Source organism: Microcoleus sp. CAWBG58 (assembly GCF_020883045.1).
GTDB lineage: Bacteria > Cyanobacteriota > Cyanobacteriia > Cyanobacteriales > Microcoleaceae > Microcoleus.
This window is the reverse complement of record NZ_JAHRFA010000020.1, coordinates 61,758-73,910: the sequence shown is the minus strand read 5'-3', so window position 1 is coordinate 73,910 and position 12,153 is coordinate 61,758. Positions and strand designations below refer to the sequence as shown.

Annotated in this window: 11 protein-coding genes; 7 read left to right on the top strand and 4 right to left on the bottom strand. The window is 44.5% G+C overall.

Annotated elements, in window-relative coordinates; translation table 11 throughout:
- Positions 1-25: 25 nt before the first annotated feature.
- The gene (gene dnaB / locus QZ918_RS11520) at positions 26-2,836 is read left to right on the top strand and encodes a replicative DNA helicase (RefSeq protein ID WP_293334868.1); all 2,811 of its coding nucleotides are present in this window, start codon (positions 26-28) and stop codon (positions 2,834-2,836) included.
- A 281-nt stretch (positions 2,837-3,117) separates the two neighbouring features.
- Here dnaB and QZ918_RS11515 read toward each other — a convergent pair whose 3' ends face one another.
- Positions 3,118-3,723 carry an FKBP-type peptidyl-prolyl cis-trans isomerase gene (locus QZ918_RS11515; RefSeq protein ID WP_293334865.1) on the bottom strand — a complete coding sequence of 202 codons (606 nt, stop codon included), beginning with the start codon at positions 3,721-3,723 and terminating at the stop codon, positions 3,118-3,120.
- A 258-nt stretch (positions 3,724-3,981) separates the two neighbouring features.
- Positions 3,982-4,308, bottom strand: a complete 327-nt coding sequence (locus QZ918_RS11510) for a phasin family protein (protein ID WP_265235356.1) — start codon at positions 4,306-4,308, stop codon at positions 3,982-3,984.
- Between the two features lie 216 nt (positions 4,309-4,524).
- Between QZ918_RS11510 and QZ918_RS11505 the strand changes: the two genes are divergently transcribed.
- From QZ918_RS11505 to QZ918_RS11485, 5 genes are all read left to right on the top strand, one after another.
- The gene (locus QZ918_RS11505) at positions 4,525-4,881 is read left to right on the top strand and encodes a zinc ribbon domain-containing protein (protein ID WP_293334862.1); all 357 of its coding nucleotides are present in this window, start codon (positions 4,525-4,527) and stop codon (positions 4,879-4,881) included.
- Positions 4,882-4,957: 76 nt separating this feature from the next.
- On the top strand, positions 4,958-5,923 hold the full coding sequence (locus tag QZ918_RS11500; protein ID WP_293334859.1) for an N-acetylglucosamine kinase: 966 nt from the start codon (positions 4,958-4,960) through the stop codon (positions 5,921-5,923).
- Between the two features lie 50 nt (positions 5,924-5,973).
- The gene (locus QZ918_RS11495; protein ID WP_293334856.1) at positions 5,974-6,168 is read left to right on the top strand and encodes a hypothetical protein; all 195 of its coding nucleotides are present in this window, start codon (positions 5,974-5,976) and stop codon (positions 6,166-6,168) included.
- Positions 6,169-6,201: 33 nt separating this feature from the next.
- Positions 6,202-6,858, top strand: a complete 657-nt coding sequence (locus QZ918_RS11490) for a hypothetical protein (RefSeq protein WP_293334853.1) — start codon at positions 6,202-6,204, stop codon at positions 6,856-6,858.
- 219 nt (positions 6,859-7,077) lie between these two features.
- Positions 7,078-8,157, top strand: coding sequence for an RNA-guided endonuclease InsQ/TnpB family protein (locus QZ918_RS11485; RefSeq protein ID WP_293334850.1), 1,080 nt, complete (start codon positions 7,078-7,080; stop codon positions 8,155-8,157).
- 789 nt (positions 8,158-8,946) lie between these two features.
- Here QZ918_RS11485 and QZ918_RS11480 read toward each other — a convergent pair.
- Both QZ918_RS11480 and QZ918_RS11475 read right to left on the bottom strand, forming a co-directional pair.
- On the bottom strand, positions 8,947-9,162 hold the full coding sequence (locus QZ918_RS11480) for a hypothetical protein (protein WP_293149964.1): 216 nt from the start codon (positions 9,160-9,162) through the stop codon (positions 8,947-8,949).
- 44 nt (positions 9,163-9,206) lie between these two features.
- The gene (locus QZ918_RS11475) at positions 9,207-9,440 is read right to left on the bottom strand and encodes a hypothetical protein (protein WP_293149962.1); all 234 of its coding nucleotides are present in this window, start codon (positions 9,438-9,440) and stop codon (positions 9,207-9,209) included.
- Between the two features lie 419 nt (positions 9,441-9,859).
- Between QZ918_RS11475 and QZ918_RS11470 the strand changes: the two genes are divergently transcribed.
- On the top strand, positions 9,860-11,608 hold the full coding sequence (locus QZ918_RS11470; RefSeq protein WP_293334847.1) for a hypothetical protein: 1,749 nt from the start codon (positions 9,860-9,862) through the stop codon (positions 11,606-11,608).
- Positions 11,609-12,153 lie beyond the last annotated feature (545 nt).

Here is a 12,153-nt window from a genome sequence, read left to right as displayed (position 1 = left end):
ACCAATAACCAGTAACTATTGACTAATGAGCGATTTGATGCCGACAAACATAGAGGCAGAAGAAGCTATTTTGGGCGGGATTTTAATCGATCCCGAAGCTATTTCCCGAATTGCCGAAATTTTGCGACCGGAGTTTTTTGCCATCACCGCTCATCAAGTCATTTATCGATCGGCATTAGGATTATTTTTGCAAGGTCAACCGACGGATTTGATGACCGTAACGACTTGGCTGACGGATCGCAACCAGTTAGAACAAGTCGGAGGATTAACTAAATTAGCACAATTAGTCGATCGTACAGTTTCAGCAGTCAACATCGACCAATATGCCGCCCTAGTCGAAGACAAATATCAGCGCCGCCGATTGATTGAAGCCGGCAACAACATAGTACAATTAGGTTACGAGACATCAGCGCCATTAGAAACAGTCTTAGACCGCGCCGAACAAGAAGTTTTTGGCATCACTCAAGACCGCCCGCAACAAGATTTAGTATCCATCGGCGAAACCCTAAATCAAACATTTCAAGACTTAGAAAATCGCAATGAAGGGCTCACGCTTCCCGGTATTCCCTGCGGTTTTTATGATTTAGATGCGATGACAGGAGGCTTTCAGCGATCGGATTTAATCATCGTTGCTGCTCGCCCGGCCATGGGCAAGTGCCAAGCAAGCTGTACCGTAATATTAGAGAGTGATGGAAGTATCTCTACAATACAACAAATCTATCAGAAACGTCAAGCAGAATTACTGACATTAGGAAAAGATTTGCAATTTCACCTAACTAGACCATCAGCTTTTATAGATGATGGAATTAAGCCTGTATTTCGCGTCACAACCAGATTGGGACGTTTTATAGAAACTACGATTACACACCCGTTTTTAACAATTAAGGGATGGCGACAGTTGGGGGAAATACAAGTAGGTGATAAAATTGCTGTCCCCCGCAGGATGAATGTTTTTGGCATAGAAACCATCCGCGACTGTGAAGTTAAGCTATTAGCCTATCTAATTGGCGACGGGTGTTTGACACGGAGTGCGCCACACTTCACTAATGGAAATACTGCTATACTAAAAGACTTTGCTGAAGCTGCTACTAGCTTCGGAGGTCTTAGGCTGCGATTCAACGACCAAGGGAGACGCGCACCAGAATACTACGTTATGGGCGATCGAGAAAGCTGCACAGATAGTATGAAAAACTTTGGTTATAATTTAAAAATAATCCTGATAAAACGAGATTTAGATCCTAAAAAATTAGCGTTAGAATTGGAAGTTCCAGCGCGATTAGTTAGGTCTTGGATCGAAGGAATAGCATTTCCCAATGAAAAATTACTTTATGGCATTTGTAGAGTTTTAAGAGTAGAACCAGAACACCTAGCCGATGAGGGAATGGATGTTATTAATACAAGTCATAAAAATCCCCTGAGACATTGGTTAGAAAAGTTAGATTTGATGGGTAAAAATGCTCACCAAAAAACCGTACCGGATATAGTGTTTAGATTGCGGCGATCGCAAGTTGCCCTTTTCCTCAACCGCCTTTTTTCAACTGACGGCTGGGCCACTCTACTTACCAGCGGTCAATCTCAACTAGGCTACTGTTCTGTCAGCGAAGGACTAGCCAGACACGTACAGCATCTACTGTTGAGATTTGGCATCATTGCCGCCCTCAAAAAGCGTTTAGTCAAATACAAAAATACTCGCAACCCAGCTTGGTTTATTGATATTACTGACGCAAAATCTATCAAAATATTTATATCAGAGATTGGCATTTTTGGCAAAGAAGCAGCAATAGCTAAAGTAGCAGAAGCACTAGAAAATAAAATATCTCACAATAACCGTGATTTGATTCCAGTGGAAGCTTGGGAATATTTAGCCTTAGCAAAAGGCAACGAATCTTGGGCATCGCTAGCAAAACGTGCAGGTATCAAAGGTTCTTCCAATATTCACGTTGGTAAACGTGCACTGTCCAGGGAAAGATTTTTAGTTTTAGCAACTGCTTTAGATAATTTGTCGCTGAAACAACTAGCAAATAGTGAGGTCTACTGGGATGAAGTAGTTTCGATAGAACCAATGGGAAACAAGCAAGTCTATGACTTAACTATCCCGGAGACACACAATTTTGTGGCTAATGATATCTGCGTTCACAATACTGCTTTTTGTACCAATATCGCCCACCACATCGCCGCCGGACAGCAAAAATTACCGGTTGCCGTTTTTAGCCTGGAAATGTCGAAAGAACAGCTAGTGCAGCGCATTCTGTCCAGTGAAGCCAAAATAGAAAGTAATAGATTGCGATCGGGCAGAATCAGTCAAAATGAATGGGAGCCAATCAGTACAGCCATTGGTAACTTATCAGAACTACCGCTGTTTATTGATGATACTCCTAATATTACAGTAATGGAGATTCGCTCCAAAGTCCGCCGCCTCCAAGCCGAACAAGGCGGAGCTCTCGGATTAATATTGCTAGATTACCTGCAATTAATGGAAGGTAGCAGCGACAATCGCGTGCAAGAATTATCTCGAATTACCAGAAGTCTCAAAGGTTTAGCCCGCGAGCTCAACGTGCCGATTATTGCTTTGTCTCAGTTGAGTCGAAGTGTGGAAGCGAGGACAAATAAGCGGCCGATGATGTCAGACTTGAGAGAAAGCGGATCGATCGAGCAGGACGCGGATTTAGTAATTATGCTCTACCGCGATGAATATTACAACCCTGATTCGCCCGATCGCGGAATTGCCGAAGTCATCATCACCAAACACAGAAACGGCCCCACAGGTATCATCAAACTAATATTTGACGCTCAATATACCTCGTTCCGCAATTTAGCATCTCCGAAGCGCTCTTAAGAAGGTAGAAGGAAGAGGGAAGAGGGAAGAAGGAAGAAAGAAGAAGACGATTCATTTTTCCCATCCTCTTCATTGTTTGTAGTGCGTCCTGGTGTCCGCAGCATTTTGCGGACACCAGGACGCACTACAAACCTTACTTATTGGGGTCAATCGATCGCGCATGATATAATTAGGTCAATTTACTTAAATCAACCAGGATTTACGCAGAAACCCGGTTTCTTAAGACAAAAACCGGGTTTACAAACAGATTAAAAGTTTTACGCTTAGTTAGGTTGAGCTACCTAGCCAGCGATTTTCAATAATTCCACATCAAAAATCAGCGTAGCATTAGGAGGAATCACCCCGCCCGCACCGCGAGCACCGTAACCTAGTTCAGGGGGAATAATCAACTTGCGGCGTTCTCCAACTTTCATTGTACCGACACCTTCATCCCAACCCTTAATTACTTGACCGACGCCAATTTTGAACTGAAAAGGAGAATTGCGATCGCGCGAACTATCAAATTTCGTGCCATCCTCCAAAGTGCCAGTGTAGTGCACTACAACCGTCTGACCGGTTTTTGGAGTCGCCCCATTACCTTCTTTCAATTCAACATATTTCAGACCTGAACCTGTGGTAACAGTTTTCTCAGTATTTTCAGTTTTCTCTGTATTTCCAGTCATGTTATTGCCAGCAATAGTAGCTGGTTCTTTTGGTAAATTAGCATCAGCTACTAGCAAGCTATCTTCAGTGAAAGACTTCGCTGAGAGTATCTCAAGCGCAGCATCGGTTACAGGATTATTCACTTCGGAGGCAACTGCTGTAGGTACATAGCCGCTCATTTGAGCGACTATCAAAAACACAAAGCAAACCAGCATTATGCCCAAGCTGACCAGAATTCCTTGCACAATTAATCCTCCTGACACTTTTAACCGCGATATCTCAGATATCTAAGACATCTAGTACAACAAGAACTACAAAATTTTATCTGAACTTTTCCGCCCAAAAATAGCGGGTGCCAGTTAATTTTAAAGGCAAAAGAAAGTATGAAGTCAGAATCTTTGTAATTCTACCTTCTGCTTTCATTCATAAGTGCCTGATTGAGCCTTCTGCGTTCGGTTGACAATTTTATCACAAGTCCGAGCAGCGAGAGCGTGCGATCGCACTTAGCGCCAGTTACGGTTTTCTAGATCCCGCATCTGACGTTCGAGTCGATCGAGCCTGCCGCGCAACTCATCCATTTCCGACTGTCGGGGAACGCCCATATCTTGCAGCATATTCCGGAGTTGGCGCTGCAACTGCGTATCCCAATTTCCCTGCTCGGACTTGAGATGTTCAGTCACGTCATCGACAAAGGTTTTGGCTTGCTCGGGATTGATTTTGCCATCTTTGACCCATTGCTCGCTGGCTTCCTGCAATTTCTCCGCCACCAAGGAGGTAGTACCAATGCCCAGCATTACCAGTTGTTTGAGTAAGTTGCTATTGTTATCCATAGATTTTTCCTACTGTTTGCCCCAAAATACCCGATCGGCTCAGGTCGCCTGCGGTCGCTGCGAAACCCTTTGTACAATTTTAGTTACATCAGCACTGACCTACCTTTCTATTTTGGAGCATCCAGCAGCCTGCTGGCGAGTTTAACCCGCCCATGGGCGTTCGGAAAACCCGCTAAAAAGCCTCCCGACAAAATTACCCCATCACCCTGCTATCCAATGCCTGAGTGTCCCCGCTGTCACCAACCTGTAGATTCCCGAGCGATCGCCTGCACCCACTGCAAAACCCCTCTCAAAGCTTTCGGTCATCCGGGTATCCCGCTCTATCGATCGCCATCGGCAGAATTTCTGTGCGCTACCTGTATTTACCACGAAGACGACACCTGCAACTACCCCCAGCGTCCCTTCGCCAAAGAATGCACGCTTTATCACGATCGAGCTGAGCCACTGGTACCACAGACGAGCCGTTATATCAGTGGCGGCTGGCCCCAATCAATCAAAAATTGGTGTCAGCGAAATGTCATTTGGTTGGCTTTATTTGGTTTAATTATTATTAGCATTGCCCTGTCGATTTAATCAAATTATATCAAGCGTAGAATAGAGATATCTGCGTCGGTCGGGCTTGCTATGCGGTTCATTCTCTAAATTATCCATGAGTTACGTATTCGGCATCGAGGGCGGCGGAACTAAAACTATCTGCGTCTTAATAGACGAAAACAGAGTTGTTTTGGGACGGGGGGAAGCAGGGCCGTCAAATTATCAAACGCAGGGAATCGAGACAGCCAAAAAATCTATTGAAGTGGCCATCGAACGAGCAGTTATGTCCGCTAAAATAGAGGCAAATAGCAATCTCAACATAGAAGGAATTTGTCTGGGACTAGCAGGCGTCGCGCGTCCAAAAGATATTGAAATAGTGCAATTTGTAGTGCAGAACTTGCAGTTGACAAAGACTTTACCAGTAACTCGATCGCTCTTGCCCAGAAATATCGTAATTTGCAGCGACTGCGCGATCGCACTTGTGGGTGGTACCGGCAACCCAGTCGGTATCGCGGTTATTGCTGGAACTGGTTCGATCGTTTTCGGCCAAAACCGTCAAGGGAGAACCAAACGAGTCGGCGGTTGGGGATATATTTTAGGCGATGAAGGTAGCGGATATGACATCGCTGTTGCCGGTTTGCAAGCTGCCTTGAAGTTCTGTGATGGACGCTCGGAGTTTACCGTGCTGGCGGAAAAATTTCAACAGCATTTACGCCTCAACAACCTAGAAGAATTGGTAGAAGTCATTTACCGGCGGGGTTGGGGAGTGACAGAAATTGCAGCTTTAGCCCCGATTGTCGATCGAGCAGCAGCAGAGGGCGATCGCGTCGCTGACGGCATTATTAGTCGTGCTGTGGCAGAATTAACATTTTGCACAAAAACCGCCATTTCCGCGCTATTTAGCCCCACAGAAGAATTTGAAATTGTGACGATCGGAGGTGTGTGGGGTTCAGAAGCTAATTTCCGAGGTAGGTTTGAAAGTGGGATAAGTGCGATCGCCCCGAATGCTAAGGTAATTTTGCCCCGATCCGAACCAGCTTTCGGTGCAGCGTTGTTAGCATTAAACGCTCTCAAGAATTAAGCTCGTCCGGCGTTTCCTGCTAGGATTTCAGCTTAACTGCTAAAAGGACAATGAATCCCAATCTCTCCTTTATCTTCCTTATCTTCCCGATCGCCCCAGCCTTGCCAATTTTCGAGATTTTGCCAAAATTAAAAATTCTTGATTATCTACCTTATCTTCCCAACTTGCAGAATTTCCACCTGCCATCATTAAAACATCAAATGAATCCGAAACGCGAAACAGATTTAGCAGTAGTACATTCCTAAGTAAAACAAAACAAAACCAAGGAGCCAAATTATATGATTACTTCTCACAAATGGCGTTCAGCAACAGCAGCAATCCTCGCAGCAGGCATTACAGTTGCAACCAGCGCGCCGCTGGTGGTAGCTACTCCCGCACAAGCTCAACAACGAATTTCACAATATGATAGCATCCGAATTCCGTCGGGCAGTGTAATTCCAGTTAGCTATGAAAAAGAAAAAATTGTTGTTACCCGCGATGAAACCTCACCTTTGACTTTAACAGTATCGCGAGACATCCGCACAGATCGAGGAACAGTATTAATCCCCGCAGGCAGCCAAATTGTCGGGGAATTGCGACCGGTTAGAAGGGGCAATCAAAGCGGTACTCAATTTGTTGCCAGAGAGTTAATTGTCAGCCGCCGCCAACGCTATCGGATTGATGGCTATTCCGGAGTTATTACCAGAACCGAAAGAGTTCAAAAAGGTGCCGGCACAGGTTCAGTAGCGCAAGGTGCAGCATTGGGTGCAGCAGCAGCAGCAGCCCTAGCAGGCATTACCGGGGACAAGGCAATTGCCACTGAAGAAGTATTGGGAGGTGCTAGCATCGGTGCTTTAGCTAGCGTATTTTTGGGGCGTCGCAGTGTTGACGTGATCGTGATTCGCCCGGAAGAAGATTTATCAGTCAGATTGCGATCGGACATCGTGCTGCGGTAATATTAAAATCTTCCGATTAAGTATTGGCAGCAAAACATTGTCGATCGCAAACTTGTGGTCTCCCGATAATTGGCTAGGCATACTATTAAGGTTGTGCTTGGCCATGTTTGTTGGCGGAATTATTGGATGGGAGGTTGACAAAGGCTAGACAAATAAGGTAATAGAAACACTTGACAAACCTAGACGACAAAGCGTACTATTGAGAAAGTTATTTAATTGATGCTTGTGCTGTTATCAATCAAGACCAAGTTAAAATTAACAAGTGCCGAAAAACAATTGATGAGTAAACACGCTGGAATAGCTCGTTTTACTTACAATTGGGGTTTGGCGACTTGGCAAAACTTGTACCAAGATGGATTAAAGCCCAACAAATATTATATTCTCAAAAAGTTTTTCAATAATTACGTCAAGCCAGAGCTGGAATGGATTAAAGAAAAAGGGATTTGTCAAAAGATCACTCAATATGCTTTCGACCAATTAGGTAATGCGTTCGATCGTTTCTTTAAAGGACTGGGTGCTTATCCCCATTTTAAAAAGAAGTTTCAACACGATGCTTTCACTCTTGATGCTGGTGGCAAGCCGATGAGAGTTGGCGGGGTAAGGATTAAATTGCCTACAATTGGCTGGATTCGGACGTTTGAAGGATTGCCAAATGTTACTACTTCTAAAATAACAATTTCTAGGATTGCTGATGACTGGTATTTATCTTTTGCTTACGAGCAGAGTCAGCAAGTAATAGCCAAACAATATGAAGTTGTTGGTGTAGATTTAGGCGTGAAAACTTTAGCTACACTTTCGACAGGAGTTGTGTTTAAAAATCCCAAGTATTACTACCAAGAGGCTGCGAAACTGAAGCGACTGCAAAAACAACTATCTAGAAAAAAGAAAGGCAGCAATCGCCGATTTAAAGCGAGAATGAAAGTGGCTCGTCAACACAGTCGAATTGCCAATCTCCGCAATAATACTCTTCATCACGTTACTACTTATTTAAGCAAAAACCACGCGAAAGTAGTAATTGAAGACCTAAACATAGCAGGAATGATGGCTAATCATAGGTTGGCTAAAGCAATTGCTGACTGTGGATTTCATGAATTCAGACGACAACTAAAATATAAGTGTCGAAAATTTGGTTCCGAACTAATGATAATTAGTCGGTGGTACCCAAGTTCTAAAACTTGCTCTAGTTGTGGGAATATTCAAGATATGCCGCTTAAAAAACGCACGTATGATTGTTGTTCGTGTGGCATATCTATCGATCGCGATCTGAATGCCAGTCTGAACATATCGAGGTTGGCTTAACCTTGAAAGCTCGTTGAGGGATAGCCGCTCCGATGCCCCCGATGAAACGAGAAGTAATGACTAGACTTGTCTCAATACTTCGGACAGTTTTTTAACGACTCTGTAAGCGTTACAGCGTAAGCCCTGGCATTTTTAATGTTTTTTTGAAACGAGCGGGCTAGACTCAAACATTGAAAAAATACTCATCCCTATAGCCATCAAGGGTTTGAGATACTCTCCTTAGATCTAAAAATGTCCGAAGTATTGTTGTCTAGGATTTATATAGCAGTAATTAAAGTATTGGAGCGTCGAAGTCGTCCCAAATAGTCGAGCGCCCAACTCGCGTGGCTCTGTACTTTTTTGCAGCCGTTAAAAGTGACAGATAGACTCTGCTTTGAGGGGACAAGTCTTATTTGCGATTAGATTATCATCTAGCCATAAATAAGTTAATTTTGTGAAAGGTTTCATGGGTATTATGTCTGATAAGTTATCATCGTTATAATTAGGTACGTAGTTGGGCTTTAGCCCTCTTTTTATATAAAAAGAGGGCTAAAGCCCAACTACGTACCTTTTATTTATATAACAGTTGCATCCCAGATGCTATCCGACCTTTGAGCGATGCTTTCGGTAGTTTAAAGTTTATTTTTACGACAATTAAACTGTCCTGCTTCGCTCGGGGGAGTAGGGGTAATCTGCCTTAAGTTAACGGTATTGCGTTATAATAATTAGGGAAAAACAAACTTATAATATTAGTTAATTGTCAGGCATACTAATCAATGTGTGTCCAGCCCAAAGACCGAATAAACACGATTAATTTTTTCCATAAATAGTGGGCAAACTTATCAATTCCAAAGACTCTTGCCGCACGCGACCCGCCATCGCAGCTAACTGCAAGCTCATAAAAGCATTCAAATCTTCCAAATCACACTTTGACGAGGAAAAAATATGCTGCATTTCATTTTCCGCTTCTAAACTCAGATATCCAGCGTCAATAGCTTGTTTTACAACTTCACGAATCAGCACGATCGAAATGTTCCTTACTAAAATTCAAGGTGTCCAAAGCAAAATAATTACCAACAAGCAGTTTCCGAGGCGGTCTCCCCAAATATTTCAAATTGTTTGAGTTCGCGAGACTCTTGTTTTACCAAGCCGGACATGGCTGCTAGTTGCAAATTCATAAAAGCATTTAAGTCTTCCAGGTCATACTTTGTGGTGGTTAACATCCGCCGCAGTTGATTTTCGGCTTCCAGACTTAAATAACCTAGGCTCAGAGCTTGTTGGGCGAGATCGCGAATCAGTACCATAACACTTCGGAGTTTTATTTGTTGAATAGCCTCAGTATCAACGGTTTTCACTGACTCCGCAGTGACGGCTATTGCTCAATTTGTGTGACATTTTTAAGGGCAGGCCGTGACAGCCGGACTCGCAAAGTGTGACTAAGTGTTTGCACGGGTGTGACATGGATCACGAGGGAGAGAGGGGGGTTCAACAGTTGACAGTTGACAGTTGACAGTTGACAGTTGGGGGAGATTGGGAGATTGGGAGATTGGGGGAGAGGGGGATAGGGGGGGAGGGGGGAGAGGGGAGCATTTTTCTTCTTCTTCCCTGGAACTAATAACTAATGACTAATGACTAATGACTAATGACTCTTGACTACTGCCTTCTACCTTCAGAAGGCTCTCACCGTCTATAATCAGCAAGTTAAATATTTACGGCAAGACCTATGGAAGCACCACATAAAGATTTGTTACAACAAATAGCCAGATTATCGGAAACTTATGCTAATTTAGCCGATCGCCTGTCAGGAGCAGCCAAACAACTGCAAGACTCGGGCTTTCCTCCCTCGGACAGCTTACTTCAAGAAATTAGCGCCTACAGCCGAAACTTTGCAGAAGTCCAAACAAAAGCACTCGCACTCAATAAATCCGCCCTCGCGCCAGGGGATATTGGTTCCCTCAAAGACATTCAAAACTTAGTAGAGACAGCCACAGCTTCCGCAGGTAAAGCAGGAATTCGCGACGCAGCTTTGCAAGTGCTCGATCGAGTATTGGCGATCGTCCACCGCGAACAAAGCGACTTCGCGCCCTTACAATCAGTTCATGGCAGAGCTCGGGAACTTCACCGCGCCATTTCCGAATCAACCCCAACTCAACTGCATTCCGACGCAGAATCCTTAGTCAGCGGCAAACACCCAGTTGCAGCAGTGCTCGCCCTGGTGGAGCAGCAAGACAAACTAGATGACGAACAGTGGGTGATCCTCGAAGAAACAGTCAGTGCCGCTTTTGGGAAACAAATAGCCGTCGCTATTTCCAGAGGCAAATTAACTATTTCCCAGATGGTAAAAGCAGCACCTGCGAAAGTCGAACCCGTATTTAAAGCAGCAACCGAACCAAAAATCAGCGCCGAACCTCTGCCCGAAGTTATTATCATCCCGTCGGGAAATGTCGCGCCGAAACAAGTTACAGTTGCACCACAAATTCAGATTTTGGAATCCCCCGCACCTTCTGCCCCCATGCACGAGGTGATTATCGTTCCTAGCGTGGAAGTACCTAAATCTCTCCAAGCAACCGGTTCCGGCAACATTGTGTTTGGGGCACCTCGCGAGATTCAACAAGTGCCAGTAGAGGGCGGTTTGGGATTGAAAGTTTTAGCGCACATTCAAGGAATTGGCGATCGCACTTTTAGCGCTCAAGAATACGCCGGCACTAAAGGTAAAGGCCTCCGCGTTGAAGGATTTCAAATTAATATCGAGCCACAAATTCCTGGATTAACAGTCGAGTATATGGCTCACGTTGAAGGTGTTGGCGATACCCCTTGGATTGGCGAAGGGGGATTAGCCGGTTTTCGCGGTCAAGCGAAACGAATTGAAGGATTTGCCGTGCGGTTGAGCGGGCCGCAAGCTGATAAGTATGACGTATTTTATACTGCTCACATTCAGAATATCGGCGACACCAACGTGTCTTCCAACGGCGAATATTGCGGCACTCGCGGCAAAGCTTTGAGAATAGAAGGAATCAAGGTTTGGATTGCGCCGTCTGCGAGTTCTCAAGTTGTGGGGCCTGTGGGTTTGAAAGTGTTGGCGCACATTCAAGGAATTGGCGATCGCACTTTTAACGATAAAGAATACGCGGGTACCAAAGCTCAAGGCCGCCGCGTCGAAGGTTTTCAAATTAAAATAGAGCCTCCGGTTCCCGGTTTAAATTTGCAGTACATGGCTCACGTTGAAGGTGTTGGCGATACTGCTTGGATTGAGGAAGGGGAATTAGCCGGTTTCCGGGGTAAAGCTAAACGAATTGAAGGAATTGCCGCACGGCTGACTGGGGTTCAAGCTGATAATTACGATGTGTTTTACACTGCTCACATTCAAAATGTGGGTGATACTCCTGTTGCTTCTAACGGTCAATATTGCGGCACTCGTGGCAAAGGTTTGAGGGTTGAGGGGATGACGTTTTGGGTTGAGCCAAAAGCGTAAAATTTGAGAATGAATGGAAAATTTAATTTAAATTTTCCATTCATTTCAAATCTTGTTTGTTTCACCACAATATTCCATTACAGTGAGAGAGATTAAATAAAAAATCCGGTTTCTCGCCACTTACAAAGTTAGGGTACACAGTAATCTCAGAAACCGGGTTTCTTCCCTTATTTTTCCTACTCAATCGAAATTTGTCGCAGAAACCCGGTTTCTCGCTACTTACAAAGTCAGGGTGCACGCTAATCTCAGAAACCGGGTTTCTTCCCTTATTTTTCCTACTCAATCGAAATTTGTCGCAGAAACCCGGTTTCTCGCCACCTAGTGCACGGTAATCTCAGAAACCGGGTTTCTTCCCTTATTTTTGGTGCTCAATCGAAATTTGTCGCAGAAACCCGGTTTCTCGCCATCTAGTGCACGGTAATCTCAGAAACCGGGTTTCTTCCCTTATTTTTCCTACTCAATCGAAATTTGTCGCAGAAACCCGGTTTCTCGCTACTTACAAAGTCAGGGTGCACGCTAATCTCAGAAACCGGGTTTCTTCCCTT